The following is a 24,918-nucleotide window of genomic DNA, read 5'->3' on the forward strand; positions in this document are numbered from 1 at the left end:
TATTTTTCTTTATTCATACACCGTAAACTGAGGCTTCCTCGGATGATCCATAACCATCGCATCGTCTGGAAATTTTGATACTTTTTGATATAAAACGAGATCACCAATACAACCTGCTGTTAGGAAAACACCAAGAAATGAAAGCGCTGGAACATTCATTGCTACTCCAATTACAATTGGCAAAATTCCTGTTGGTACAAACGGAAGCATCAACACCTTTTTCATTTGCTTTACTGTAATTGGCCTTTTCGAATGGGCGTATGCGACACCTAACTTCAAATTCACGCCCCACTCTAGTTCACTCCACGGGACTCCTCCAATATAACGAAACCCTATCAAATGTATTGCTTCATGAATACAAACAAGTGTAATCATAACAATAATAAAAAGAAACATTATCGGTAAAGTAATTTCGATTTGAAATTCTTCAAAAAGAAATGTATGCAAAGAGCTAATTCCAATCATCATCGCAATTATTATAATGACTAAATAAACATTTAGTTTGAACATCGAAACAGAGACAATCGTTTCTTTTCTTTGTTCCATCTTCTCCCCTCCAAAAGTAAAGATATCTTTACATAAATTGTATAATATATCCAAAAAATAAAGATATATTTACAATATTATTTGGAAATTAATCCGTAATTTATTGTTAATAAAAAAAAATCGGCCACTTTACTTCGTAAAACAGCCGATTTCTTCTATATGTTTCATCGTACGCGCTAATACATCGTCGCGCATAATAAAGCTAAATTTCCTATCAGTTTTAATGTTATCAGGAATGTCTTTTAGTAAAACAGACCCTTTCGTTTCTTCGTAATGCGTATGCGCTTCTACTGCACTAATTGTTGCAAAATAAATGTTTTTAATGATTATTTTGTCTTTTCCAGATACTTTGTATTGCCCTAAGTAAGTTAAATCAGAAACTATGCCGCCGGTTTCTTCATGAACTTCTCGAACTGCCGCTTCTTCCGGTGTTTCCCCGAGTTCTACCTTACCACCTGGAAATTCAAGACCGCGGCGTAAATGATGCGTTAATAACCATTGATCCCCGTACCGGCATACAACCCAAACATGCTTTGGCTCAGGAGAAAATGGATAACGTTCAAACGATAATTGTACAGTGTTGTGGTAATAATCTTTAAATTTGTACATGCCATTACTCCCCTATTGATGGTTACAAGTTTTTCCTACCACAAATTGTAGCATATTCTCGCTTTCCTGCCTAATGTTATCCAACTATAATCCATTGATTATTCCCATTTGTGCGACTAATTCTTTCGTTTCATGATTTCCTAGATCATAAATCATCTTATATGCCTTCTGTAATTGCTCATCATACCGATCATTATTCGAGTCATGATGGTACTCAACAAATGGAACATGCGAACGTACAAATGAGCCGAGATCTTCTTCATATGCTTGATCGAAATACTCTCTTAGCTCTGTAATTTCCTCATCATTTGCATGAATTTCAAAATTGTACGTATCTGCCGTCTTCACCTGTGAAATTTGACCATTTCCAACTGATATATAATATGTTTTTTTATTCTCCATGTAACACCCTTCTTTCATCCTTTTAATTTCTATTGTTTTCATCAATTACAAAATTATGTAAAATAAAGAAAAGGAGGGGGATCCCATGCTCAAAATATTAATAATCGGCATTATAATCGTACTTGTCATATTAGTACTCTCTGTCATGACAATTAATAAAGGATATTCATATAAACATTCCATCGATAAGCCAGAAGATAATCCTTATACAAAAAACAGCAAGGAAAATTCATAATATGCTTCATATACTGCGCTTCTTAATTGCATTCATTATAATTATCATATCTGTAATTGGTTTAATTACAAGCCAAGATGCATTCCTACCACTCTCACAATTTCTCTTAGGGGCTTTAATGTTCATCATCGCAATTGAACAAATAAAAAAGAAAGATACAGGAACTGGGCTGACTTGTATCCTTGTCGGTGCTTTCGTGTGGATTGCTCTCGTCATTACCTACATAAAATAGAGGGAGGTCCTTTATGTTAAAAGGATTACGAATTACTTTTTCACTTATCGCTTTATCTATAGCAATCTATGGTTTTATTACTGGCAATAGAGAAATTCTACCTTATATGTTCATCTTTTTAGGGGTTATGGCTTTCATAATAAGTATTGAAGAAATGATGAAACATAAAAGAGGAGGTAGTACACTTGCTTTTGTAGCCGGTGTAGCTGCTTTATTTGTTGGTTTTTCGGAAATTTTCCGCTAAATAGCCTATATATAAGCAGGGCCATCCTGTAAAAGGAGGATGATTCAATGCTAAAAACATTTCGAATTATATCCGCACTTATTGTAATTTCTTGCTCATAACACGGTTCGCTATACCCACTAATGCCGTACATTCTTTTTGGCTTTCCATTAATCCCTACCTTGGCTAATACATATGTATCAAAAATAGTAGTTGCACAGCCTGTATCTACTAGCACATTATCTAATATAAGATGATGCTCTTTATACCGTAAGAGAAATGTGCAATTGGAGGTCCGTACGCCATTCGAATTTTCATGCTCGTCCACGAACTCCGCTAAATCGTTGTTCTTCTACTCCAATTTCTTCTTTCTTTGTATGAAAAATATAAAATTCTCTTTGTGGGGAATCGCGATGTATATTCTTATACGCAGCCCATGCGCTTTTCGTACTATTGTATTTATCTATTACCGACATCTCCTGAATCATACATTGATTCCCTTTTGAATAACCTGAAACAGCTTCTACCAGTACAAGAGTATCAGGATATCTGGCTCTTATCTCACTCCAATTCATTTCCATCACTCCTTTTCTTTACATTTAATGTAGCACACCAATTGTTCTTATATAAAATATATATTTTCCTCCTTTATCAAAAGAAAAACTGCCCTTTCACAGGCAGTTTTTTCACTTTATCCAAATACTTTTTCAAGTTCATCTTTATCTTGGCTTAACCAGAAGTTCATCAAGCGTTTTGCTCCTTCTAAATCGTGAAGTTTCGCTTGACCACATTGTGTTTCGTTTGCAGCTGGAATTTCTGTAATTTGAACCGCATCTTTTAAAGTTAGTTCTAGTAAATCAATGATTTCACGAACTGTTGGTGTCCCGCTCACAACAAGATAATATCCTGTTTGGCAACCCATTGGTGAAATATCGATAATATCAAAATGCGGATAACGATCAATATATTTACGTAAATTAAATGCTAATAAATGTTCTAACGTATGAATAACATCTGGTTTCATTGCTTGTTTATTTGGTTGGCAGAAACGAATATCAAATTTATTTACAATACCGTCGCTACCTACTTTGTGAACTCCACAATGTCTTACATAAGGAGCCTTTACAATCGTATGATCTAATTCAAAGCTTTCTACTGATGGCATAAAACATCTCTCCCGCTTTCAATTTAATTCCGTTATATCCAATATGATATAACGGAAATTAGAATTAGTAAAGTATTATGTACAGTCATGCTATAATACTTTAAGACTATGCTGAAAAGGGGACCATTATGAAACAGATTTTTATCGGTATTATACGCTTTTATCAAAAGTTTATCTCTCCGATGACGCCGCCAACATGTCGCTTTTATCCTACTTGTTCTCATTATGGATTAGAAGCATTTCAAAAGCATGGTGCGCTCAAAGGATTTTGGCTCACATTAAAGCGTATATTAAAATGTCACCCTTTCCATCCAGGAGGATTTGATCCCGTCCCGGATAAAAAGGATGACAAAATAAATTCTTAAGCTTCGTAGCCATTCACAACTACATCTAATTTCCCTGTGTCAGGGTGAATAACAAGTCCGTGAACAGGCACTTCTTCCGGAAGTAACGGATGGTTGCGAAGTACTGATACACTATGCTCTACACTTTCTTCCACACTAGAGAATCCTCTTAAAAATTGTTCTAAATTGATTCCAGAATAACGCAGTGTATCTAGTTTTTCTTCTGTTACGCCACGCTCTTTCATTTTTTCGATTGTACTGCTTGCTTGAATTTTTGCCATACCACAATCATGATGACCAACAACACATACTTCGTCAGCACCAAGTTCATATACAGCAACTAAAATACTACGCATAATACTTCCGAACGGATGTGAAATAACGGCGCCCGCTACTTTAATAATTTTCACATCACCATTACGCATATTCATTGCTTTCGGCAATAATTCTACAAGACGAGTATCCATACAAGAGATAATTACCATTTTTTTATTTGGAAATTTCCCTGCTACATACTCTTCATATTTTTTCTCTTCAACGAACTTCTCATTGTATTGTAAAATCTCGTTTAATGACTTCATAGTAAAACCCTCTTTTCTCTCATTTACACTACATATATAGTGTACCAAAATACGAAAAACACAAAAAGGATATTACTTTATTGCGAATATACATTTTTTCAGATAATCGACATAATTCTTTCAAAATATACACACACCTTTGTAACAAGTTTCACATACTTAGCTCCTATTCTCACTATAAACTAACTGTAGATAATGTAAAAAGGAGTGAATCTTTATTATGTCCGACGTTCTGTTACTGAGTCGTTTTCAATTTGCAATTACTATTTTTTATCACTTTTTGTTTGTACCTTTGACAATCGGACTTGTTATTTTAGTAGCATGTATGGAGACTCAATACGCCCGCACATTGAATCCAACATACCGCAAAATGGCAAATTTCTGGGGTAAGCTATTTACAATTAACTTCGTAATGGGGATTATAACCGGTATTACGATGGAATTCCAATTTGGAACAAACTGGTCCGAGTACTCAAAATATATGGGTGATATTTTCGGATCACCTCTCGCAATTGAAGCACTTGTTGCCTTCTTCCTAGAATCTACTTTCATGGGAATATGGTTATTCGGTAAAGACAAAATTTCGCCAAAGTTCCGCGCTTTCTGTATGTGGATGGTAGCACTTGGAACAAATATTTCCGCCCTTTGGATTATTACAGCGAATGGCTTTATGCAAAATCCTGTTGGCTATGTAGTGCGTAACGGCCGCGCTGAATTAAATAATTTCTGGGCACTTGTTACAAATCCATATGCCTGGAATATGTTCTTCCATACTGTAATTGGTTGTTATATCGTCGGCGCTTTCTTCGTTATGGCAATTAGTGCATATCATTTATTACGGAAAAATGATGTGGAATTCTTCAAAAAATCATTTAAGTTTGGTTTAATGTTAGGATTATTCGCGGCAACTATTACACCTTTTATGGGGCACCAATCCGGTGTATCAGCTGCTAAGTATCAACCAGCAAAAGGAGCTGCGATGGAAGCAGTTTGGGAAACTGGAAAAGGACAAGGTTTCTCAATCATTCAAATTCCTGATGTAAAAAATGAAAAGAACTTTGAACTACTTACAATCCCGAAACTTGGAAGTTTCTTCTATACAAATTCATTTGATGGAGAAATTGTTGGTTTAAAAGATATTCCGAAAGAAGATCGTCCAAACGTTAATCTCGTGTACTATAGTTTCCGCTTAATGGTGGCACTTGGTATGTTCTTTATGGCATTAACTTGGTTCGGCTTCTATTTAAATAGAAAAGGAAAACTAGAAAACTCAAAACGTTATTTAAAAATTACAATGTGGTCTGTCTTACTTCCATACATTGCGATTAATGCTGGCTGGATTGTTGCTGAAGTAGGTCGTCAACCATGGACAGTATATAAATTAATGCGTACAGCAGAATCCGTATCACCTATATCAGTTCCACAAATTTGGTTCTCATTAATTAGTTTAGTATTGTTCTACACTTTACTCTTCATCGCAGATGTATACTTAATGCTGAAGTTCGCGAAAAAAGGACCAGCAGCATTAGAAGAACCTACTGTTCAAGGAGGTGCGGCTCATGTCTCATGATATGCTTGCAATCATCTGGTTCGGTTTATGGGGCGTAATTTGGACAGTTTACTTTATTCTCGATGGATATGCACTTGGTAACGGAATGATTTTTCCTTTCGTTACGAAAGATCGCCAAGAACGAAATCAAATGCAAGAAGCGATTGGACCGTTCTGGGGTGGTAACGAAGTATGGTTAATTACAGCTGGGGGCGCAACATTCGCTGCCTTCCCAATCACATATGCGAATATGTTTAGCTACTTATATACACCGTTATTTTTAGTATTACTTGCTCTATTCGCTCGTGCTGCTGGACTTGAATTTATGCATAAAGATGATTCACCAGTTTGGCAAAGCGTTTGTAAATGGGCATTTGCAATTGGTAGTTTCTTAATCGCCTTCTTATTCGGTGTTACATTTGCTAACCTTTATTACGGACTGCAAATCGGAAAAGACGGTTATGAAGGAACATTACTTAGCTTATTAAACCATTACGGTATTTTAGGTGGTCTCTTCTTCACTGCTATATTCGTCGTATCAGGTGCTCTTTGGGTCATGATTAAAACGACTGGTGAAGTATCTGATCGTGCTTATAAGATCGCAAGACCATTTTCAATGGCAGCCGCTATCATTTTAGCTATCTTCTATGTAGCAACTGCAAATCGTACAAACTTATTCCAAAACTTCACAGAACATCCGATACTATTCATTCTGCCAATACTTGCAATGTTTATGAGCGTCCTAGCAATTATTATGGTGTACAAACATAAAATCGGCTTCGCATTCACGTTTGTTTGTTTAACAATCGCAATGTTTATGACGACTGGCTTTGCAGGTATGTTCCCAAGAATGTTGCCATCACGTATTAACGATGCTTATAGTACAACGCTATACAACGCAGCAGGTAGTGAATTAAACTTAAAAATAATGTTCTTCGTTGCAATGGTCATGGTACCGATTGTTATCGGATATCAACTTTGGAGTTACAGCATATTTAAAAACAAAATTCATAAAGACTCTGCTAAAGGGTATCACTAAAATGAAAAAGACACTTCAAACGAAGTGTCTTTTTTTGCTTATACGTATGATTTTCGATAAGATGTTAATTTTCCAATCTAACATCTATGATAAAGAAAAATTACTAACAGCTTTCGATCCAATTGTATCATACAACCTACACATAAAATTCATGCAATTTTACATATAGAAATTATAACGTAGATTGAATCACTTGATCATACACATCTTTATCGCATATATCCGCTGAGCTAACACCATTAAACGTTTTTATAGTAAATCCAGTATTTGATGAACCTGATCCATTATATGCTTTCGTTTTTTCGATTGGATGTACATTATATTTATCCCCTAAATTAATTGTTCCGTTACAATTTTCAATTATAACTCCCTCAATAACAGAAGGCATTGTATCACCTACTTTCATTCATTTAATTCCATTTTATGAAAAATGCCTAAAAAAATAGCATGTTCCGAGAAAAGAAACAAAAAAGGAATCCAAATGGATCCCTTTTTTGCAAAGCATGAATGGCTACTATGGAGACAGTTGACTTTTTCAAAATTTATTAGGGGTAATATTTCGAAAAAGAAAGCCTTTTCACATTTAATGTAACACCGCTGGAATATATAGTAAATTGATAATGTTTATACGGAAGATTGCTAATGTTTAGTATAGATAGTTTACACTATGCTAACAGTAAAAACTATCTATACTACGAAACGAAAAGGCACCTTTCAAAAAGATGCCTTTCCCTCTGTTTATATGGAATCCCACTTCACGTAAACACACCCTAGAAAACAGAATCAGTGACCGTTACAAGATTGTTAGATACGAAAGAGTTGAGGTAACCTTCGTTTATAAAATTCTGCTTTATAGAGTGCATCCACAAATCATAGTGTAATCCTTTTTCACCCGAAATGAACATATTATGCATAATTGCATAATATCAGCAACACAAAAAAAGAGACACTCTACAGAGTGTCATCTAAACCATTTTACTTTTAATATATCGCTTTAAATATAGTTTATCATATTTATCTATGCCATTTATTGAGAAAGTTCTAAATCTTTATTTTTTTATTACTCCCTTTGAAATCATGTAATATAGGGGGTGCAATAAAAATTTTTTCATTATAAAAAAATCGAGGTGTATTATATTTATGTATTTTGGACTTATTCCTCTTATATTGTTTATTATTTTTCTTTTCTCTTATTTAAAAGATCCACGGAAAATAATAAACGGCTTTTTATTTAATGCCTTTTTCTGTTCATTTCTTTTATTTTGTGCTATTTTCTCGTTCGCATCCGGTAATAACAATTTACATTTCATTGTTATTCTTCCTATGTTAGCACTTATCCTTATGATACCTTTTGGTATTGTCGCTTTAATGTTTGGGTTATTTCTTAATGCAAAAATTTTAATGCAAAGAGAAGGCAGACGCTTTACAAACTCCTTAACTTTAATTGCAGCCATAGGTATTTTATTATTCATATTATTACCTATCCTAAATCCAGGGAGCTTATTTTCACCGCACTTTCAACCTATTTTTGGTGGAATATCCCTTATAATTTTATATTTCTTTGTACATTTATCAAACTTCTTAACAGCTTATTTCCTATATCAATTCAATAGACCAAGGCGTAAGCAAGACTTTATTATCGTACTTGGTAGTGGTTTAATTAATGATAAAGTACCACCACTTTTAGCAAGCCGAATTAATAAAGCAATCGATTTCTACTGGAAGCAAGCAGCTGTTACTACACCACCTACAATTATTTTCTCTGGTGGACAAGGGCCCGATGAAAACCTTCCTGAAGCTGAGGCTATGCAAAAGTACGCTGTTGAAAAAGGAATTCCTATAGAGCATACCACCCAAGAAAATCGCTCTGTAAATACGTATCAAAACATGTTATTTTCGAAACAAATTATGGATTCTTTAAAACCAAACGGTAAGTATAACAGCATCTTTACAACGAATAATTTCCACCTTTTCCGCGCTGGCATATATGCAAAACAAGCTGGTCTTAATAGCCAAGGTATCGGTTCAAAAACAGCTTTTTATTATTGGCCGAATGCAATGATTCGTGAATATGTAGCAATCGTCGTTATGGGACGTAAGCGACATATGAAAGTTGCTGGAACTATTTTAGGATTCTCTGTATTCTTAACTGTAATTAGCTTTTTATTTACTTAATGAAAACAAGCCATCCTTTTGGATGGCTTTTCTATTCGTTATCTACACCGGACCCATAACAATTTCTTTTCTCTCTCTACGAGGAATAACATAAAACTAAATCTTTTATACATAGTCATTTCAATCCCCCCTTACACTTTCATCACACCGGTTCAAAGGAATAAATCCCCATAAAAAAAGACCGAAAAGCATATTCCACTTCTCGGTCTTTCCATTATCTTCTCTTCGTAATTTTCCCTGAACCGCCAACCCGTGTTTTAGGAGGAGACGTATTCTTTGGCGGCGTTTTAATGGATGATTTCGGTTTAACATCAGATCCGCTCGAATCCCCCGGAGTTTTCGTAATTTTCCCTTTGCTTCCGGTAGAAGGTGGAGGCGTGTTACTTCCTTTTTCCGTAATACTACCTGTATCACCTACTGATGATTTCGAATCTACGTTATCGCCTCGTTTAATGATAGATCCTTTACCTTCCTTCGTAATTGGAGGCGGCGTTTTCTTCTCTTCTTTTGTCGGTGGTCTTTCAGGAATAACCGGTTTGTGATTTTGCCTGTCATTATATCCACGGTAATCACCATACGAGGATTTCCTTGAACCAAATATATCGTTTAATATACTTCCCATAAGGTATCCTTGTAAAAAGGATGGTTGATAATTTTGACGAACAAATTCTTTATTGCTTATTTCAATTAATGTATCAGATGGCTTCTCTTTATCCTTCTGAAGGTTATAAATTTTATCAGAATAAACGAGGAACATTTGATTATCATCTTCTTTAGATGATTGCTTCGGTTCCCTTTCAGCAATGAGTTCCTTTGCGACTTCAGGAACTGACCGATTGGCGGCCCTATACACGTAAGATTCTTGTTTACCTTCTTTTGCAACGGACTCTAACGGATAACGGTCTTGAATTGACTTTTCCTTTTGACCACCTTGACAGCCCGTTAAAGCATAACCAGCAATGACAAGTAATGTAACGATAGCAAGTATAGGGATCACGAATGATTTAATCATGGTAAACAATCGGTTTGACATGATTACGCCCCCTTACGTTGCTCTTATAATTTGTACATCAGCAGGAATAATTACTTCCCCTTCATACATCATCGTACGACCATCTTGCCATTCAATACGAAGTAATTTTCTATTATCAGATTGGAATTCCCATACGTGCTGTTCATCAGAAACAGCAAACGGCGTTTTTCCCATTACAACAACGCGTCCATTATATTGCTCTTCCATATGGTACTCTATATCATCCATTTCAATCGTCGTTGGAATTTCATCAATAGAATCTAAACGACCATCGATTGGCGTGTATAGTTTGTAATACGTACTCTCACGATTTTCAATTTTCAAATAACGAATATCTCTTCCGTCCTGTAATGTTAAAACAATTTCATTACGAGAATGCATACTTGTTTTTCCAATTAATTCATACATGATTAAAGAAACTTCAATCATATCACCAGGGGCTAACGTTAATAAACTTTTTTCTGGCTTAGCCGGCTCCGGACTTTTCATTATGTTTTTAATTCGTTTAAATAAACTCACAATCTATCCCTCCTTTTCTTTTTATAGACAAGCGCCTAAAATAAGAGCACCAACAATATGTAAAGAGCCAGCTAACATCGCATGTGCCACACTGCCCTCTTTCGTTCCTTCTTCTAAATCTAGACCAGCCATTTTCTTCAAAACAAATTCAATAAACATTTCTACAACTAATAAAATAACGAAAGAAACTGCTGATGCAAGAAGTGCCTGCCATAAATCATTTGCCTTCGTAATCGATTGAGACAAAATATATCCTTGTGCAAATAACTTCATAACGAAACGAGTTGTTACAGCTGTATTCCCATTTTTAATTTCAGCTAAATCATTGTATTTTGTAAAAATCGAATCAACCCACATAATTGCAAATAAAAGAACCGCACTTGCTCCTGTCCATACAAGCATGGCTAAAACATTCATCCACGTCATTGCAAAACCTCCCCTAAAGAATAATAGAAAACCGACATGAATTCTCTTCAGACATGTCGGTTTCTTTGTCTATTCTATATTATTTCTCGTACTGCTTCATAATACGAGCTAATTCATCGTCAACAGCAGAATTTTTATTTAAGCTTGCGAATTCGTCATCTAATGATTTTTCTTTTTTGTAAATTTCACCGCTTGCTTCTGCTTCAGCCTCTAATTGAAGAGCCTTCTCTTCCATACGGCTTAAACCAGCTTTTGCTGTATTTGCATCAAATCCAGACATCGCCTGATTAATATTCTTTTGTGCTTTCGCCGCATTTACACGTGCTACAAGTGTTTCACGTTTATTTTTCAGCTCTGTTAATTGCTTGCGCATTTCGTCTAGCTTCGCACGAAGATTATCAGCAGCCGCTTTATTTTGCTCATAGCTCGCTTTATATTCATTCATCTTTTGCTCTGCATTTTGTTTTTCCTCAAGAGCACGACGCGCAAGATCAAGATTACTTGCTTGAACAGCCATATGAGCTTGCTCTTCACGTTTTTTCACAAGTGCTTCTTGCTCTTCAAATAATAATTTAAATTTTTTCTCAAGCGCAATTTGAGCTGCTACACTTTTCTCAGCTTCTTGTACATCTGCTTGCATATCGCGTAAATATTGATCCGTCATTTTAACTGGATCTTCTGCCTTTTCAATTAATGAATATACATTGGACATCGTTAAATCTCTTAATCGTTTAAATACAGACATTCAAACTCCTCCTATAACTTACCTCATATTTCAAATTCACTACTTGGAAAACTCAAAAATCTCCCTTTACAGTAAGAATATTCATTTTTAAAGCCTATGTGTTTATTATAACAAAACAAAGATATTCTTACATGTTATTTCCAAAATATAGCCAAGATAATATGACATTCTTCATACAACATTGTAATCCTACTATATACTTATTTCTTTTCTCCAGAAAATTGACAGTTTTGCAACATAGTTGTGACTATTTTCACTTAATTACATGATTGTAATGTTACTGTAAGCTAGCTCGATAGTTAGAACTGCGCGATTCCTATACACTACTAACAGAAGCAAGGTTAAAACAAATACGCTTCTTAAACGATACGATAAAATACAGAAATTACCTTCTCTATAAAACAAATACAAAGGAGATATCATCATGAAAAAATTAGTAGGAATCGGATTAGCAGCAGCAATTTCATTAGGAGTATTGTCAGGTTGTTCTTTATTAGGAGAAAAAGCGAACGGCTTAGTATTATACGGAACAGAAGATCAAGTTCAGCAAATCGCAGATAAAAACAAAAAAGATGTAAAAGAAAAAGATGTATATAAAATGAAAGTTGCAACACTTGGAGGTAAAAAAGTACTTGTAATGAATACAAAAACTGGTGAAGAACTCGTAAAGAAAGAATTGCTTAAGAAAGTTGAAAAAAATGATGAAACAAAAGCAATTGATAAGTTACCAGCTGTAACAGCAGAACAGGGTGTGTTATTTGCAAAAGAAAAAGTTGAAAATGCTACACTTGATAGAGCTAAATTAAAGTATGAAGGTAATACAATTATCGGTGACGGTCGTTCTTATGGAGATATGTTCGCCATCGTTGATGATGCGGCATATGGAAATGTAAAAGGTGAAGAAAAATCTGTAGGTGTACTGAAATTTGATAAAGATCCTAGCAAAGAGTTACCTGGAGCAAATGGAGTAGATGCATCACAACTTGTAAAAATTAAAAAGTAAACAAAAAAGCTTTGCGAAATTCGCAAAGCTTTTTCTACTTATGGGCAATTTGCTCCATATCTGGACTACAAGTTTTCGACTGACACGACTTACTTACAGAACATGCTGCGCATTTTCCTTTTTTACTTCTCTTCACAAAATTAACCAACGTATATGCTGCATAACCAAAAATGATAGCTCCAATTATAATATTGACCATCATTGTAATACATCTCCTTCTAGAATCCGAGTAAGGATCCAACTTGGTATATAATGAGCGTTAATACATAAGCAACAACAAGCGGATAAACGACTGAGAAAATTGTCCATTTCATCGATCCTGTTTCGCGTCTAATAACAGCCACTGTTGCTAAGCATGGAACATATAACAAAATAAAGAACATAAATGCATACGCTGATAACGCCGTATAATGTGCTCCCATTACATTTCCAAGCACATCTTCTTTAACTGCATAAATAATTGCCATCGTAGAAACGACAACTTCTTTCGCCAAAAATCCTGTTAAAAGTGATGCCGCGGCTTGCCACGTTCCAAAGCCGAGCGGTGCTAAAATTGGTGCGATAAATCCGCCGATTATCGCTAAGAAACTGTCTCCCATATCAACACCAAATCCTGATGGTCCTGCATAGTTTAATAACCAAATGACAACAGAACCACCGAAGATGAATGTACCAGCTTTACGAACGAAGCCTTTACCTTTTTCCCATGTGCTCAGCCATAACGTTTTCGCTTGCGGCACACGGTAAGGTGGTAGTTCGATTACAAAAATAGATTTTTCTGCTTTTAAAACAGTAAGAGACATAATTTTTGTTACTAATAACGCAAGAACAATCCCTGCGATATATAAAGAGAACACAACCGTCGCCTGACTATGAGGGAAGAATACTCCCGCAAATAATGCATATACAGGTAAACGTGCTGAACAAGACATAAATGGTGTTACTAAAATTGTAAGTAAACGTTCTTTCTCCTGTTCAATCGTTCTCGCTGCCATAATACCTGGAACGTTACATCCAAAACCGATGATCATCGGAATAAACGCCTTCCCGTTTAAGCCGAAAAACTCCATAATTCTATCCATAACAACTGCAATTCGTGCCATATATCCTGAGTCTTCTAATAATGAAATGAAAAAGAATAGTGCAAAGATTTGTGGAACGAATACTAATACAGCACCGACACCGGCGATAATCCCCTCTGTAACAAGCGCTTGAATAAAATCAGAAGCACCAACACTTGCGAGCCCAGCTGTAACCCAATCCGTAAGCTGTCCTCCAAAAAATTCATCAAGCATATCAGATAAAGGTGTCCCAATCCACGTAAACGTAACCTGAAAAATAAAAAACATAACTGCTAAAAAGATTGGAAGTCCTAAAATTTTATGTGTAATTAACTTATCGATTTTTTCCGAAAAAGGAATTTTCCCTTCTTTCTCATGCTGAATGACATTTGTTTTTAACTTTTCAATATACGCTTCACGAGTCTTGTAAATGTGCTCCTCCAACGTACAATCAAGTTTACCTTCTAAACGAGATCGAATGGCTATAAGTTCCTTATAAATTGGCAATGCTTTCATTTCTTTTTCTACTACTTCGTTATTGCTTAAAAATTGGAGAGCTAACCATCTTGGATGTTCATAATTCGCCTTCTTTAAAAGAGTGATTACTTCTTGAATTCCTTCATCCATTTGTACACCATATGAAATAACGAATGGCTTTTTCTCCTTTTGTTCCTCTTCATGAAGAGTAGCAAGTAATTCTTCACAGCCTTTTCCGCTTCTTGCAACGACTGGAACGACTGTTACTCCTAATATTTCTGATAATCTTTTTACGTTAATAACAATTCCTCTTTGCTTTGCCACATCGATCATATTTAAACCGATTGAAACTGGCTTACCAAATTCGAGTAATTGTAATGTTAAGTGCATATTTCTCTCAAATTGTGAAGAGTCCACAATATTTAACATATGATGAAATTCTTCTGTTAGTAGAAAATTCGTAACGACACCTTCATCACGTGAAACTGGATTTAAATCGTATACGCCTGGTAAATCGATTAATGTTCCTTGCTTATCTTTTAATTTACCAACCTTTTTTTCTACTGTTACACCGCTCCAGTTTCCTACATATTCATAAGAACCAGTGAGCGCATTAAATAATGATGTTTTCCCTGTGTTTGGATTCCCTAGCAAAGCAACCTTATTCACGCTAATTCCACCTTTATCATTTTCGCGTCACAATGACGAATACTAATTAGCTGTCCACGACACTCCAATGTACAAGGACCTTTAAAAATCGCTTTTTGTTTCAGGCGAAGTTCGCTTCCTTCTGCAAGACCGAAAGAAGCCAGTCTTCTCTTTAGTAAATGATCTAAAGACTGAATACTTTTTACTAACACTTTCTCACCAATTTTAATATCTACTAAGCTCATAACCTTCCCCCCTCAGAAGAGAATGATAATTATTTTCAAAAAAATTATATCATACTCTATTTCACTTGGACTATATCTTTTTGCTTCATATTTATTAACATTTCAATACAATTATATTTCAATAATTGTCATACAAGGTTCATTTGCCATTCTCACCCATTTCGCTTACAATAAACAATAGCAAATAAAGAATCTCGTTATCACAGGGGGAGCCTTACCGCTGAGAGGGAACATTTCGTTCCGACCCTTCGAACCTGTTAGTTAATACTAGCGCAGGGATTGTGCAAACGTCCGAAATACATACCTCTTTTTTATTTACGTATTTCGTATCCTCCTATGATAATGTTCTTTTTTGTGCAACTTGGATTTAGGGGGAGACAACATGCGTAACACCAATTTACAAGCGATGATCGAATCTGCAATTCTTGCAGCCTTCGCCTTGATTATCGACATTTTACCATTATCAATTAAACTTCCAACAGGCGGTTCCATTTCATTTGCTATGATTCCTATTTTTATTATCGCATACCGCTGGGGATTCAAAACGGCTTTCTTAGGAGGCTTAATTTGGGGACTTTTACAAATTGTCGTAGGTGATGCTTACATTTTAACACCAGTGCAAGCATTCATTGAGTACTTCATTGCCTTTGCTTTTATCGGATTTGCCGGTTTATTCTATCGTCCAATTCAAAAAGCTCTTATCACATCAAACAATAGCAATGAAAATCATTCTATTCTTGGCAGTCGCAAAGATAAACCTGAGGCCAAAAATCAGCAAGGAAAAAAGGTATTTGTTTATATTATCCTTGCTACATTTATTGGTAGCTTTGCACGTTATTTCTGTCACTTTATCGCTGGTATTATCTTCTGGGGACAATATGCACCGAAAGGGCAATCAGCTGTCTTATATTCATTAATCGTAAACGGCAGTACAATGATTGGTTCGTTCATACTCTGTACTGCATTGTTACTCCTTTTATTTACAACTTCACCACGCTTATTCAAGAGCCTTGGTGCTTATCAAATGAATACAAAAAATAAGAGTGCCTAAATGGCGCTCTTATTTTTATATCGAAACTCTCAATGAGTAATATCAATAATAAATACAATAAATGCACAAAAGAAAATAAATACCATCACACCTAGTAAATTGCTATTCATGGCTAATCTACTCCTTACATACCCTCATTTTCTAAACAGATTATACCGTCTAAAAATAAAGATTAGGTAAAGATAATATGAAAATAAATTAAAAAAGCGTAGCATGTATTGTCTACGCCTTTTTCGATAAATAAAAGTAAAATAACACACCATCTTCTGTATTCTTTACCCCATATTCAGCTTTGTGAAGTTCTAAAATGTTTTTTGAAATTGCAAGGCCAAGTCCTGTTCCACCTTGTGAACGTTGCCGTGCCGCATCCACGCGATAAAAACGATCCCAAATCTTATCTAATTGCTCTTCTTCAATGTGAGTACCTTTATTTTCAATACACACTTTTATATGATTCGTCTCGTCTATTGTGGAAATAATAATATCTTCTTTTTCTGGTGTATAACGTATTGCATTCGTAATGAAGTTCACAATTACTTGTTCAATTCTATTTTGATTCCCAACCACTTCAGCTGGACATATATGTTTGTGCACACTCAGTTCTTTTTTCTCTATCTCCGATAAAAGCTGTTCACATATTTCTTCAATCACTCCATCGATATAGAAAGAATCCATCTTCATGTTATATGTGCCAGACTCAAATTTAGCTAATTCCAGCATATCCAAAATTAGTATATCCATCTTGTCTACTTCTTTTTCCATCGCCTGAAAATAGTAGTCTTTCTTATGTTCAGCTACCCCATCTTTTAGAATGGAAATACAGCTTTTCATAATACTTAACGGCGTTTTTAATTCATGCGAAACACCTGCAATAAACTCTTTCCGTGTGTTCTCTAACTTTCTTTCTTTTTCGATATCTTGTTCAAGCTGTCCAATATGTGAATGTAGTTTATTAGATAGTGTATTAATATTTTTTGATAAATCACCAATTTCATCTTTTGAAGTAATCGGAATTTCTTCTGTAAAGTCTAAATGTGCTATTTTCTTCGTTGTATCATTTATTTTTAATAACGGTTTTGCAATTTGTTTTGAGTAATAGAACGAAGCTAGAAAAATAAGAATGACTACAAACGCAATAATGTAAATGTAATAATCTTGTACCATTTGTACAGCCTCATCTACAGGCTGTAAAGAAGCCATCGCATATATATATGTTACCGCTCCGTCTTTTTCTTTTATTGGTTTGATTAATAATTTATATTTTATATCATTTTTTTCATAATCAATTGTTTGTGTTGAATATTGTATTTTATTACTATCTTTTAGCAATAAATCAGTTTGAAATTCTTTTATATTATCCAAAAATAAATTATTTTTATAAATTGGATTCACAGGTCCTTTTACATCAGGGAACTGTACTTTCGTAACACGTCCTCCTATGTAAGCATCTAATTCCTGAGTAGCTTGTTCCTGAACGACTGGCTTCTTTTCCTTAACAAGTGGCTCTTGGGCCGCTTTCTTTTTTTCCTCATCTGCTTTAATCATTTTCTCCTTAAATGTTTTTTCTAACGGTTTATTAGATCCACTTAAATTCCCCTTTACTAACGTAAAAGAGAATGGGATAAAACTATCTTCCTTTTTCACTCCAGAAAAATAAATTTCTTGTCCTAAAAACTGGTTTGACGCTTTATTATCAATCTCTTCTATATTGATGAGATTGTATAAGGGAATCATGATTATTTGTTGTCCAAAGCTCTTCTGTTGCCTACGGTCTATCGTTACCTCAAAATAAAAATCATCCGCATGTTTTAAATTCCCATTCTGATCTAATGTCGTAATCCACGTATTGTTTTCTCTTAAAAAGTCTTGTTCCAGTTTTTGAATTTCTTCTGCACTTCCTGCATAATTTAAATAACTCTTTTCAAAGGAATCTAAATTCGCTTTAATACCTTCAACTTTTCGGTTCGCATAATATTGTTTAAAAAATATCGTTTGGCCAATAAAAATCGTCGCTAAAATCAGCATGCATAATGCTGTTGTAAGAGTAAATAATTTTAATACAATCCCTTTTCTCATACATTCCCCTCAAATTTATAACCGGTTCGCACTACAGTTGTAATGTACTTCGCTTTCTCTCCTAATTTATTTCGTAAATTACGAATATGGCTATTAACCGTTCGATCATCACCCACAAATTCGTAGCCCCAAATCTTGCTAATCAATTGCTCTCTTGTCAAAACAATCCCTTGGTTCTGCATGAAATATGCTAAAATCTCAAATTCTGTATGCGTTAAATTAATGTCTACTCCCTCCACTATGACAGTACGTGAAGGAAACTGGACATGAATTCCGTGAAGCGATAGCGTATCATCTTCATTCTCTAAAGGTTTCTTTGTTGCTTTTCTACTTTCTAACAACCTTTTCGCTCTCGCTAATAAAATAGGCGGACTATATGGTTTCGCAACATAATCATCTGCCCCAAGCTCAAATCCAAGTAACGTATCATCTTCATCTACACGTGCCGTCAGCATAATAATTGGAACTTGGGACGTCTTACGAATCCTTCGGCAAACGGACCAACCATCAAGTTCCGGCAACATAATATCAAGAATAACTAAATCAACCTCTTCTTCTTCAAATAAAACTAAAGCCTCTTTCCCGTCTCTCGCTTCAATTACTTTATATTGTTCACTCAAAAAGTAATCCTTTAATATTTCACGTAAAATATCTTCATCTTCAACAATTAAAATGTTTTTTGACATAATCTATGTCTCCCCCTCTCATTTTAAGTAGTTAGCATTTAGCACTTTATAATTTCATTTTAAATTGCTCGTAATTAACTTTGCCTCGATAATATATCGATCCGGTGCATCCCCTATATAATCAAATGGATAGCAAGTCGTCAATGTTAATGTCGGCTCTTCTTTTTTAACAATAACAGTACGATCATCCGCATGTGTAATCCATGTCTTTTGAATTTCGTATGTGTAAGTTTTATTATCATACTCCAAAATGAGATTGTCCTTTTCTTTTAGCTCTCCTAAATCTGTAAATACAGTATCTCGATGCCCACTTAGTACAGTATGTCCGCCTCCAGATGGTGTTGTCGTTAAATCACTAACAAACATACCAACCCCTTTTTTCAATGTTGCATCGTTTGCTCCCCAATGTATAGAAAACTTCTTCTTTATTTTCGGTATATTTAACATAGCTACTTTTTGTCCCTCTGTATGTTGTATTTGAGAAGAAGGCACTTGGGCGTTTACTGGTACTTCACTAGAATATTGCTTATTTGTTTGCTGCTCAAAATTTTTAATCTCTTCCTTTGTTAAATCTTGTACAGAACTTTTCCCTTTGTACCATTCAAAAGAGTAATAAGCTCCCATTAATAGGCCTACTATCATTAACGTAAATCCGATACGATTTAGAACTGTCACCGTTAATCCCTCCATGCAAAAAATGGTAGGGATATCCTACCATTTTTAATATATGAAATTATCCCATTCTTTATAGGCTAATAAATACTTTATTTTTATGCCTTCACTTTATTACGACGATTCAATCCAAATAGTGTGCCTATCGCTACAAGACATGCGCTTAATGCCATCATCGCTACGCTATTCGATGCTGTGTTCGGTAATTTTTCACCTTGTACAACTTGCTTCGCTACTTCTTTTTTCTTTACATCATTCTTTTGTTGTGCCTTGATCGCTTCTTCTTTTTTGGCAATATCACTTTTTTCTTGAGCCTGTACCTGTGCTGTTACTGCTTTTTTCTCTTTTTCAACCTTTTTTTGTTCTTGAATTGCAGCTTCTTTTTTCATTGTATCTTGTTGCATTTGTGCCGCCTCTTCTTTTGTCAATGTTCCTGTAGACGCACTTGCTACTGAAGAATATCCTACTGTTAAAAGTGCCATCGCACAAATTGGTAATAGTTTCTTTTTCATTTTATTTCGCTCCTCTTATCCTTTTTCACATCGCATCGGATGTATTACTAGAATAAAGTTCTTATGTAAATATGAGATGCAGATAGAGTGGATTTCTGTTAAAGATTAAAACCTTAAAACAATCCAGGCTCTTATTACTACAAGTAAAATATCTTTTCCCTAAAAAAATAAAAAAGCATTATAGATTCTCTCTATAATGCTTTTTTTGAGTGTGTGTCTCAGTATTTATTTGTTACTTTCTCGTGATTTCGAAATAGAAGGGGCCGGAGTGATAACTAATCGTCTCGGCTCAGTTTTCTTAAAGTGATTTTTGACGTTACACTTGCGATGTTGAAAAACCCATGCTTTTATAGGATTTGTAAAAATGATTCTTTGCTCTTCATTCGGGGCCTCTTCTTCAAAATTACAACTTTCGCTCCATTTACGCCATTTCATTGTAATTTTGGAAGAAGAATGATCTTCTTCTCGATCAAATAAGTGCGAAAGGTTCATTTCACCAGCTAGCATTATGCTATTACTAGTTGCTAAAAAAGAAAAGGTCGTCCAACGTTTCTCCATTCCCTCCTACTCCTTTTTCACATATAGAGTGCCTAAAACTTAATTTCCCTAAAATATGCTTGCCTTTTACCTTACACTTATAGTTTATCCAAAACTCTACTATGCAACTATCGATTTGTCTTACAAATTACCTTACATTTTTGTAAGAAAAGAAAAAACCTTCATCTATATATGTGAAGGTTTCTCATTTCTTATCTATATAGTCTTTCATATTATCTAGTCTCGATTCATACATTTGCAACATCATTGTGTGCGAAATGGCACCTAACACTAAAGTCATACCAATCAGTGATATGCGAATAGCAGGTGCATCAATTACGTAAGCCAACATCCCAAGAACAATTGTTAATACTAATGCTTTTATAAATGTCACACTCGTGTACTGTTTCTTTTTCATCATTATCATCCTTTATGAAAGCGTTCTCGAAACGTAATCAGTATATCATATCATCAGTTCTTTTTGTGGATATTTTTGTAAAAACTTATTTCCTCTCTCTTATCTTTTTGACTTTTTCCATTCTATCCTTTACAGTCGAAATGTTCACAAGTTTTACAATGTAGGAGGATTACAATGAAAATTGAAATAAAAGACACTTTAATTTCCCAAGAAGAATTACAAGCAAAAGTAAAAGAACTAGCACTTCAAATTGAGCATGATTTTGAAGGAGAAGAAATCGTTGTTATCGCTGTATTGAAAGGCTCTTTCGTATTCGCTGCCGATTTAATTCGTCACATTAAAAACGAAGTAACAATCGACTTCATCTCTGCATCTAGCTATGGTAACCAAACAGAAACAACTGGTAAAGTGAAATTACTAAAAGATATCGATGTAAATATTACGGGGAAAAACGTAATTGTTGTAGAAGACATTATCGATTCCGGCTTAACACTTCATTTCTTAAAAGATCACTTCTTCATGCATAGACCAAAATCATTGAAATTCTGTACTTTACTTGATAAACCAGAATGCCGTAAAGTTGACTTAACGGCAGAATATGTAGGCTTCCAAATTCCAGATGAATTTATCGTTGGATACGGCATCGACTGCGCGGAAAAATATCGCAACTTACCATTTATCGCTTCAGTTGTAACGGACTAATACAATTCAATAAAACTTCCATCAGCAATTGATGGAAGTTTTATTTCTATCACGATTGGTAACAAACAAAGGGAGAGATTAGAAATGACAAAGACAAAATTTGAAAAAGTTCTTCTCATCGTAAATCCGAAAGCAGGACAAGGCGATTTACATACAAACCTGGCGAAAATCGTACCACCGCTCGCTGCTACTTTTCCTGACTTACGCATCCTACATACAAAACAACAAGGTGATGCAACAAAGTATTGTCAAGAGTTTGCTAGTAAAGTAGATTTAATTATCGTCTTCGGTGGTGATGGTACTGTCTTTGAATGCACAAACGGCTTAGCCCCCCTTGAAATTAGACCAACGCTTGCAATTATTCCGGGCGGAACTTGCAATGACTTCTCTCGTACGCTCGGTGTTCCGCAAAACATTGCAGAAGCAGCCAAACTCATTACAAAAGGCCATTCAAAACCAATAGACGTTGCAAAAGCAAACGGACAGCATTTCTTAAACTTTTGGGGAATCGGTCTCGTTTCAGAAGTCTCTAACAATATCGATGCAGATGAAAAAGCAAAGCTTGGTAAAATCGGCTACTATTTAAGCACAATTCGAACGGTGAAAAACGCCGAAACATTTCCTGTAAAAATTACTTATGATGGACAGGTGTATGAAGATGAAGCTGTTCTTGTCATGGTTGGAAACGGTGAATATCTTGGTGGTATTCCCTCCTTTATTCCGAATGTAAAATGTGATGACGGGTCGCTTGATGTTTTCGTTGTAAAATCAACTGGTATCCAAGCATTTAAGGATTATATTGGAAAGAGATTATTTGAAGACACAAATGTGAACGATATTTTCCATATTAAAGCGAAATCCATTCATATTGAAACGGAGGAAGAAAAGGAAGTTGATACGGACGGTGAAAGTTCATTGCATACACCTTGTCAACTCGAATTATTACCAGGACACTTCACAATGATTTATAATCCTGAACTTGTATAATCGCTATTTCTCTATACTTTAATAATTACTAAAGTTCGCATTTTTATAAAAAAAGTAGTATAATTAGTAGCATAAAAGGTTGTTAACAAAAAACGTTAACAACCTTTTTATTTTTCATGAAAAACATTTCACTTTAGAGGAGCGATCACATGTATTGGAGAAAAAATGATAAGCCTGTAGAAGAACCCGAAGCAATTGCTGTATGGGAATGCCAAGCAGAAAACTGCCTTGGATGGATGCGTAAAAACTTTTCATTAGAAGATAAGCCAAAATGCCCGTTATGCACAGGTGATATGAAAAGTGGCGAGCGATTACTACAGAAGTTATAATTACTCTTCGCCTTCCTCTTTTATACACAGAACAAAATAAAGGATTATCTTTCTCCTTATCTACAGGATACATTTCCTATATGTGAATCGAAAGAAAATAGATTATAAAAAAAGCTTTGCGTATCCTCGCAAAGCTTTTCAAATCGTTCAAGCTCACCAAGTAACACCATTCTTTACTACATTTCATTTTGAACAAAAAGGAGCAGAATTCCCCCTTCGAATTCGTTGACCACATTTAGGACAATACACATACAAATTTTCTTTGTCGCTCCATCATCCTTAAAACTATTGCTCTTATCCCAACAATAACTCAAATGAAAACAATGCTAAGAATGAATGACATGGTTGTATCCCCCTCATAAAAGTAAAATATCGGAAGGAAACTCCTATATCTCATTTTAATGCTCCCCATGTCTACTAAATCAATTCACTACTGTCTTCCTCTTGTTCACATACAAATAAGAAACACCGGAAATAGCGATAACGATCCCACCAAAACACATACCATACTGGTTCGCAAGTGCTACTATCGTTTCTATATGTTTCCCAAATATAGAGCCAAGCACGAAGTAAACTAAAGTCCAAACAAATCCTGTTACATATGAATAAAGCGCATACGTTTGAAATGCCATGTTATTCATCCCGACTAAATACGGTACGATATGTCTTACGACAGGTATAAAATAACTTGTAACTAACGCAAAATGACCGTATTTTCCAACCATCTCTTGCGATTTTATAAGATACTTTGCTTTTTTCTTTTTCATTAACTTATCAAGTACTTTTGTGCCAAATACTTTCCCAAGTATATATCCTAGCGAAAGTCCTGATACAACGCCTAAATAGGTTAATAAAAAGGCAGGAATTACACTTAGTATGCCTAATGACGATACAAAACCACCGCTCATGACAATCATCTCATCTGGAATCGGCATACCGACGATTCCAAGCCATAAACAGAAAAATAATGCCCCATAACCGTACTGCTCAATGTATGATAATAATTCATTTAACTCCATTATGCATACGCCCTCCCTAGCTCTTTTTTACAGCTAAAGACGTAAGCTGGCGGGAAATTGAGCCATACTTTTTTCAGCGTAATTTCAGGAAAGAAATGCTGTATGAATCCTTTTTTCACAAGTGAATATTGAAATGTTATAAATTCGCCATTCTCATGTATCGTTTCCATTACATTGTTTAAAATTCGCATTGAAACTTCTTCTGGTAAAGAAGTAAAAGGCAATCCTGATAAGACGTAATCAATACATTCTATATTTAGCTCTTCCATATACTTCTTTATATTTTCAGCTGAACCATGTATAACAATCACGTTCTGCTCATCTTTAAACTTTCTCTTTAACTCTTTGAAAAACACTTCATTAATTTCAATAAGAAGAAATATTGTCTCCTTCTTCTTTCGCTTCATAATTTCTTTCGTAAAAGCTCCTGTACCAGGACCTAGCTCTACAATGCATTTTGCTATATTAAAATCAATTACATCTACCATTTTTTTTGCTAATATTTTTGAACTTGGCGCAATCGCACCAGTATGTTTCGGATGTTTAATAAATTCATTTAAGAATGTTATGAGTTGCATGTAAACTTCTCCCCATTCGTTCAATAGTTTTTAACTTGTGTCTAAGTATAACTATCGTTTCTTAATAAAAATTGAGGAGATTTCTTAAGATTTT

General features: G+C 34.9%; 34 protein-coding genes and 1 riboswitch. Of the genes, 12 read left to right on the top strand and 22 right to left on the bottom strand.

The window, feature by feature from the left end; genetic code table 11:
* Positions 1-9: 9 nt before the first annotated feature.
* From DJ93_RS09580 to DJ93_RS09590, 3 genes are all read right to left on the bottom strand, one after another.
* Entirely contained in the window at positions 10-546 is a 537-nt protein-coding gene (locus tag DJ93_RS09580; protein ID WP_042980510.1) for a DUF3267 domain-containing protein, read from the bottom strand.
* A 129-nt stretch (positions 547-675) separates the two neighbouring features.
* Positions 676-1,155, bottom strand: coding sequence for an antimutator 8-oxo-(dGTP/GTP)ase (gene mutTA, locus DJ93_RS09585; RefSeq protein ID WP_042980512.1), 480 nt, complete (start codon positions 1,153-1,155; stop codon positions 676-678).
* Between the two features lie 84 nt (positions 1,156-1,239).
* A complete protein-coding gene (locus tag DJ93_RS09590; protein WP_042980513.1) occupies positions 1,240-1,557 on the bottom strand; it encodes an HAD family hydrolase in 318 nt (105 codons plus the stop codon).
* Positions 1,558-1,642: 85 nt separating this feature from the next.
* Between DJ93_RS09590 and ytzI the strand changes: the two genes are divergently transcribed.
* The 3 genes from ytzI to DJ93_RS09605 are packed head-to-tail and all read left to right on the top strand — an operon-like array spanning position 1,643 to position 2,268.
* Positions 1,643-1,792 (top strand): YtzI protein, encoded by a 150-nt coding sequence (ytzI, locus tag DJ93_RS09595; protein ID WP_042980516.1) that lies wholly within the window; start codon positions 1,643-1,645, stop codon positions 1,790-1,792.
* 1 nt (position 1,793) lies between these two features.
* Entirely contained in the window at positions 1,794-2,024 is a 231-nt protein-coding gene (locus DJ93_RS09600; RefSeq protein ID WP_042980517.1) for a YczI family protein, read from the top strand.
* Positions 2,025-2,037: 13 nt separating this feature from the next.
* Complete coding sequence (locus DJ93_RS09605) at positions 2,038-2,268, top strand: YczI family protein (protein WP_042980519.1); 231 nt, start codon at positions 2,038-2,040, stop codon at positions 2,266-2,268.
* 293 nt (positions 2,269-2,561) lie between these two features.
* Here the strand turns inward: DJ93_RS09605 and DJ93_RS09610 are convergent, their stop codons facing one another.
* Complete coding sequence (locus tag DJ93_RS09610) at positions 2,562-2,822, bottom strand: hypothetical protein (protein WP_042980520.1); 261 nt, start codon at positions 2,820-2,822, stop codon at positions 2,562-2,564.
* A 116-nt stretch (positions 2,823-2,938) separates the two neighbouring features.
* A complete protein-coding gene (gene luxS / locus DJ93_RS09615) occupies positions 2,939-3,412 on the bottom strand; it encodes an S-ribosylhomocysteine lyase LuxS (protein WP_042980522.1) in 474 nt (157 codons plus the stop codon).
* Positions 3,413-3,540: 128 nt separating this feature from the next.
* Here luxS and yidD point away from each other — a divergent pair, with 128 nt between their 5' ends.
* Positions 3,541-3,777, top strand: coding sequence for a membrane protein insertion efficiency factor YidD (yidD, locus tag DJ93_RS09620; RefSeq protein ID WP_042980523.1), 237 nt, complete (start codon positions 3,541-3,543; stop codon positions 3,775-3,777).
* Here the strand turns inward: yidD and DJ93_RS09625 are convergent.
* Positions 3,774-4,337 carry a beta-class carbonic anhydrase gene (locus DJ93_RS09625; RefSeq protein ID WP_042980524.1) on the bottom strand — a complete coding sequence of 188 codons (564 nt, stop codon included), beginning with the start codon at positions 4,335-4,337 and terminating at the stop codon, positions 3,774-3,776. The genes yidD and DJ93_RS09625 overlap by 4 nt on opposite strands.
* A gap of 220 nt (positions 4,338-4,557) precedes the next feature.
* Here DJ93_RS09625 and cydA point away from each other — a divergent pair, with 220 nt between their 5' ends.
* Positions 4,558-5,907 carry a cytochrome ubiquinol oxidase subunit I gene (cydA, locus tag DJ93_RS09630; protein ID WP_042980525.1) on the top strand — a complete coding sequence of 450 codons (1,350 nt, stop codon included), beginning with the start codon at positions 4,558-4,560 and terminating at the stop codon, positions 5,905-5,907.
* Positions 5,897-6,925: a cytochrome d ubiquinol oxidase subunit II gene (gene cydB, locus DJ93_RS09635; RefSeq protein ID WP_042980526.1), complete on the top strand. Its 1,029-nt coding sequence runs from the start codon at positions 5,897-5,899 to the stop codon at positions 6,923-6,925. The genes cydA and cydB overlap by 11 nt, the downstream gene beginning before the upstream one ends.
* Positions 6,926-7,097: 172 nt before the next feature.
* Here cydB and DJ93_RS09640 read toward each other — a convergent pair whose 3' ends face one another.
* On the bottom strand, positions 7,098-7,331 hold the full coding sequence (locus DJ93_RS09640; RefSeq protein ID WP_042980527.1) for a spore germination protein: 234 nt from the start codon (positions 7,329-7,331) through the stop codon (positions 7,098-7,100).
* Positions 7,332-8,065: 734 nt separating this feature from the next.
* Between DJ93_RS09640 and DJ93_RS09645 the strand changes: the two genes are divergently transcribed.
* The gene (locus DJ93_RS09645; RefSeq protein WP_042980529.1) at positions 8,066-9,100 is read left to right on the top strand and encodes a YdcF family protein; all 1,035 of its coding nucleotides are present in this window, start codon (positions 8,066-8,068) and stop codon (positions 9,098-9,100) included.
* Positions 9,101-9,314: 214 nt separating this feature from the next.
* Here DJ93_RS09645 and DJ93_RS09650 read toward each other — a convergent pair whose 3' ends face one another.
* From DJ93_RS09650 to DJ93_RS09665, 4 genes are all read right to left on the bottom strand, one after another.
* A complete protein-coding gene (locus tag DJ93_RS09650) occupies positions 9,315-10,133 on the bottom strand; it encodes a DUF4247 domain-containing protein (RefSeq protein WP_042980530.1) in 819 nt (272 codons plus the stop codon).
* A 12-nt stretch (positions 10,134-10,145) separates the two neighbouring features.
* Positions 10,146-10,652, bottom strand: a complete 507-nt coding sequence (locus DJ93_RS09655) for a DUF4178 domain-containing protein (protein WP_042980532.1) — start codon at positions 10,650-10,652, stop codon at positions 10,146-10,148.
* Between the two features lie 21 nt (positions 10,653-10,673).
* On the bottom strand, positions 10,674-11,078 hold the full coding sequence (locus tag DJ93_RS09660) for a DUF350 domain-containing protein (RefSeq protein ID WP_042980534.1): 405 nt from the start codon (positions 11,076-11,078) through the stop codon (positions 10,674-10,676).
* Between the two features lie 79 nt (positions 11,079-11,157).
* Positions 11,158-11,823 (bottom strand): PspA/IM30 family protein, encoded by a 666-nt coding sequence (locus DJ93_RS09665; RefSeq protein WP_042980536.1) that lies wholly within the window; start codon positions 11,821-11,823, stop codon positions 11,158-11,160.
* A 424-nt stretch (positions 11,824-12,247) separates the two neighbouring features.
* Here DJ93_RS09665 and DJ93_RS09670 point away from each other — a divergent pair, with 424 nt between their 5' ends.
* Entirely contained in the window at positions 12,248-12,826 is a 579-nt protein-coding gene (locus tag DJ93_RS09670; RefSeq protein WP_042980537.1) for a lipoprotein BA_5634 family protein, read from the top strand.
* Between the two features lie 34 nt (positions 12,827-12,860).
* Here DJ93_RS09670 and DJ93_RS09675 read toward each other — a convergent pair whose 3' ends face one another.
* Genes DJ93_RS09675 through DJ93_RS09685 form a run of 3 tightly spaced genes read right to left on the bottom strand, consistent with a single transcriptional unit; the run spans position 12,861 to position 15,257 of the window.
* The gene (locus DJ93_RS09675; RefSeq protein WP_042980539.1) at positions 12,861-13,028 is read right to left on the bottom strand and encodes a FeoB-associated Cys-rich membrane protein; all 168 of its coding nucleotides are present in this window, start codon (positions 13,026-13,028) and stop codon (positions 12,861-12,863) included.
* A gap of 16 nt (positions 13,029-13,044) precedes the next feature.
* Positions 13,045-15,033 (bottom strand): ferrous iron transport protein B, encoded by a 1,989-nt coding sequence (feoB, locus tag DJ93_RS09680; RefSeq protein ID WP_042980540.1) that lies wholly within the window; start codon positions 15,031-15,033, stop codon positions 13,045-13,047.
* Complete coding sequence (locus DJ93_RS09685) at positions 15,030-15,257, bottom strand: FeoA family protein (RefSeq protein ID WP_042980541.1); 228 nt, start codon at positions 15,255-15,257, stop codon at positions 15,030-15,032. The genes feoB and DJ93_RS09685 overlap by 4 nt, the downstream gene beginning before the upstream one ends.
* Before the next feature lie 195 nt (positions 15,258-15,452).
* Positions 15,453-15,554, top strand: a riboswitch (TPP riboswitch).
* A gap of 85 nt (positions 15,555-15,639) precedes the next feature.
* On the opposite strand from DJ93_RS09685, the gene thiT reads away from it, so the two are divergent.
* Positions 15,640-16,308, top strand: a complete 669-nt coding sequence (thiT, locus tag DJ93_RS09690) for an energy-coupled thiamine transporter ThiT (RefSeq protein ID WP_042980542.1) — start codon at positions 15,640-15,642, stop codon at positions 16,306-16,308.
* A 222-nt stretch (positions 16,309-16,530) separates the two neighbouring features.
* Here thiT and DJ93_RS09695 read toward each other — a convergent pair whose 3' ends face one another.
* The 6 genes from DJ93_RS09695 to DJ93_RS09720 form a co-directional block, all read right to left on the bottom strand.
* Positions 16,531-18,384, bottom strand: a complete 1,854-nt coding sequence (locus tag DJ93_RS09695; RefSeq protein WP_042980543.1) for a sensor histidine kinase — start codon at positions 18,382-18,384, stop codon at positions 16,531-16,533.
* Entirely contained in the window at positions 18,381-19,070 is a 690-nt protein-coding gene (locus tag DJ93_RS09700; RefSeq protein WP_042980545.1) for a response regulator transcription factor, read from the bottom strand. The genes DJ93_RS09695 and DJ93_RS09700 overlap by 4 nt, the downstream gene beginning before the upstream one ends.
* Before the next feature lie 54 nt (positions 19,071-19,124).
* Positions 19,125-19,745, bottom strand: a complete 621-nt coding sequence (locus tag DJ93_RS09705) for a class D sortase (RefSeq protein WP_042980546.1) — start codon at positions 19,743-19,745, stop codon at positions 19,125-19,127.
* A 95-nt stretch (positions 19,746-19,840) separates the two neighbouring features.
* Positions 19,841-20,254, bottom strand: coding sequence for an LPXTG cell wall anchor domain-containing protein (locus DJ93_RS09710; RefSeq protein WP_042980548.1), 414 nt, complete (start codon positions 20,252-20,254; stop codon positions 19,841-19,843).
* A 225-nt stretch (positions 20,255-20,479) separates the two neighbouring features.
* Positions 20,480-20,812 (bottom strand): hypothetical protein, encoded by a 333-nt coding sequence (locus DJ93_RS09715; protein WP_042980549.1) that lies wholly within the window; start codon positions 20,810-20,812, stop codon positions 20,480-20,482.
* A 184-nt stretch (positions 20,813-20,996) separates the two neighbouring features.
* Positions 20,997-21,218, bottom strand: coding sequence for a hypothetical protein (locus DJ93_RS09720; RefSeq protein ID WP_181969194.1), 222 nt, complete (start codon positions 21,216-21,218; stop codon positions 20,997-20,999).
* 165 nt (positions 21,219-21,383) lie between these two features.
* Between DJ93_RS09720 and hpt the strand changes: the two genes are divergently transcribed.
* The 3 genes from hpt to DJ93_RS09735 all read left to right on the top strand — a co-directional run bounded on the left by hpt (position 21,384) and on the right by DJ93_RS09735 (position 23,227).
* The gene (gene hpt / locus DJ93_RS09725) at positions 21,384-21,911 is read left to right on the top strand and encodes a hypoxanthine phosphoribosyltransferase (protein WP_042980552.1); all 528 of its coding nucleotides are present in this window, start codon (positions 21,384-21,386) and stop codon (positions 21,909-21,911) included.
* An 84-nt stretch (positions 21,912-21,995) separates the two neighbouring features.
* A complete protein-coding gene (locus DJ93_RS09730; protein WP_042980554.1) occupies positions 21,996-22,898 on the top strand; it encodes a diacylglycerol/lipid kinase family protein in 903 nt (300 codons plus the stop codon).
* Between the two features lie 149 nt (positions 22,899-23,047).
* A complete protein-coding gene (locus tag DJ93_RS09735; protein ID WP_042980555.1) occupies positions 23,048-23,227 on the top strand; it encodes a cold-inducible protein YdjO-related protein in 180 nt (59 codons plus the stop codon).
* 422 nt (positions 23,228-23,649) lie between these two features.
* Here DJ93_RS09735 and DJ93_RS09740 read toward each other — a convergent pair whose 3' ends face one another.
* Both DJ93_RS09740 and DJ93_RS09745 read right to left on the bottom strand, forming a co-directional pair.
* Positions 23,650-24,246, bottom strand: a complete 597-nt coding sequence (locus DJ93_RS09740) for a DedA family protein (RefSeq protein WP_042980558.1) — start codon at positions 24,244-24,246, stop codon at positions 23,650-23,652.
* Entirely contained in the window at positions 24,246-24,824 is a 579-nt protein-coding gene (locus tag DJ93_RS09745) for a class I SAM-dependent methyltransferase (RefSeq protein WP_042980559.1), read from the bottom strand. The genes DJ93_RS09740 and DJ93_RS09745 overlap by 1 nt, the downstream gene beginning before the upstream one ends.
* Between the last annotated feature and the right edge of the window lie 94 nt (positions 24,825-24,918).

Source organism: Bacillus clarus (genome assembly GCF_000746925.1).
Classification (GTDB): domain Bacteria; phylum Bacillota; class Bacilli; order Bacillales; family Bacillaceae_G; genus Bacillus_A; species Bacillus_A clarus.

Coding starts and splice junctions, on each gene's coding strand:
- DJ93_RS09745 (WP_042980559.1), bottom strand. CDS start 24,824: ATGCAACTCATAACATTCTTAAATGAATTTATTAAACATCCGAAACAT.
- DJ93_RS09685 (WP_042980541.1), bottom strand. CDS start 15,257: ATGAGCTTAGTAGATATTAAAATTGGTGAGAAAGTGTTAGTAAAAAGT.
- DJ93_RS09695 (WP_042980543.1), bottom strand. CDS start 18,384: ATGAGAAAAGGGATTGTATTAAAATTATTTACTCTTACAACAGCATTA.
- cydB (WP_042980526.1), top strand. CDS start 5,897: ATGTCTCATGATATGCTTGCAATCATCTGGTTCGGTTTATGGGGCGTA.
- ytzI (WP_042980516.1), top strand. CDS start 1,643: ATGCTCAAAATATTAATAATCGGCATTATAATCGTACTTGTCATATTA.
- DJ93_RS09710 (WP_042980548.1), bottom strand. CDS start 20,254: ATGAAAAAGAAACTATTACCAATTTGTGCGATGGCACTTTTAACAGTA.
- DJ93_RS09715 (WP_042980549.1), bottom strand. CDS start 20,812: ATGGAGAAACGTTGGACGACCTTTTCTTTTTTAGCAACTAGTAATAGC.
- DJ93_RS09610 (WP_042980520.1), bottom strand. CDS start 2,822: ATGAATTGGAGTGAGATAAGAGCCAGATATCCTGATACTCTTGTACTG.
- DJ93_RS09675 (WP_042980539.1), bottom strand. CDS start 13,028: ATGATGGTCAATATTATAATTGGAGCTATCATTTTTGGTTATGCAGCA.
- DJ93_RS09650 (WP_042980530.1), bottom strand. CDS start 10,133: ATGTCAAACCGATTGTTTACCATGATTAAATCATTCGTGATCCCTATA.
- DJ93_RS09720 (WP_181969194.1), bottom strand. CDS start 21,218: ATGATAATGATGAAAAAGAAACAGTACACGAGTGTGACATTTATAAAA.
- DJ93_RS09600 (WP_042980517.1), top strand. CDS start 1,794: ATGCTTCATATACTGCGCTTCTTAATTGCATTCATTATAATTATCATA.
- DJ93_RS09640 (WP_042980527.1), bottom strand. CDS start 7,331: ATGAAAGTAGGTGATACAATGCCTTCTGTTATTGAGGGAGTTATAATT.
- DJ93_RS09665 (WP_042980536.1), bottom strand. CDS start 11,823: ATGTCTGTATTTAAACGATTAAGAGATTTAACGATGTCCAATGTATAT.
- yidD (WP_042980523.1), top strand. CDS start 3,541: ATGAAACAGATTTTTATCGGTATTATACGCTTTTATCAAAAGTTTATC.
- DJ93_RS09735 (WP_042980555.1), top strand. CDS start 23,048: ATGTATTGGAGAAAAAATGATAAGCCTGTAGAAGAACCCGAAGCAATT.
- DJ93_RS09625 (WP_042980524.1), bottom strand. CDS start 4,337: ATGAAGTCATTAAACGAGATTTTACAATACAATGAGAAGTTCGTTGAA.
- hpt (WP_042980552.1), top strand. CDS start 21,384: ATGAAAATTGAAATAAAAGACACTTTAATTTCCCAAGAAGAATTACAA.
- DJ93_RS09580 (WP_042980510.1), bottom strand. CDS start 546: ATGGAACAAAGAAAAGAAACGATTGTCTCTGTTTCGATGTTCAAACTA.
- DJ93_RS09645 (WP_042980529.1), top strand. CDS start 8,066: ATGTATTTTGGACTTATTCCTCTTATATTGTTTATTATTTTTCTTTTC.
- DJ93_RS09660 (WP_042980534.1), bottom strand. CDS start 11,078: ATGACGTGGATGAATGTTTTAGCCATGCTTGTATGGACAGGAGCAAGT.
- DJ93_RS09590 (WP_042980513.1), bottom strand. CDS start 1,557: ATGGAGAATAAAAAAACATATTATATATCAGTTGGAAATGGTCAAATT.
- luxS (WP_042980522.1), bottom strand. CDS start 3,412: ATGCCATCAGTAGAAAGCTTTGAATTAGATCATACGATTGTAAAGGCT.
- DJ93_RS09700 (WP_042980545.1), bottom strand. CDS start 19,070: ATGTCAAAAAACATTTTAATTGTTGAAGATGAAGATATTTTACGTGAA.
- DJ93_RS09605 (WP_042980519.1), top strand. CDS start 2,038: ATGTTAAAAGGATTACGAATTACTTTTTCACTTATCGCTTTATCTATA.
- DJ93_RS09670 (WP_042980537.1), top strand. CDS start 12,248: ATGAAAAAATTAGTAGGAATCGGATTAGCAGCAGCAATTTCATTAGGA.
- thiT (WP_042980542.1), top strand. CDS start 15,640: ATGCGTAACACCAATTTACAAGCGATGATCGAATCTGCAATTCTTGCA.
- cydA (WP_042980525.1), top strand. CDS start 4,558: ATGTCCGACGTTCTGTTACTGAGTCGTTTTCAATTTGCAATTACTATT.
- mutTA (WP_042980512.1), bottom strand. CDS start 1,155: ATGTACAAATTTAAAGATTATTACCACAACACTGTACAATTATCGTTT.
- DJ93_RS09740 (WP_042980558.1), bottom strand. CDS start 24,246: ATGGAGTTAAATGAATTATTATCATACATTGAGCAGTACGGTTATGGG.
- DJ93_RS09730 (WP_042980554.1), top strand. CDS start 21,996: ATGACAAAGACAAAATTTGAAAAAGTTCTTCTCATCGTAAATCCGAAA.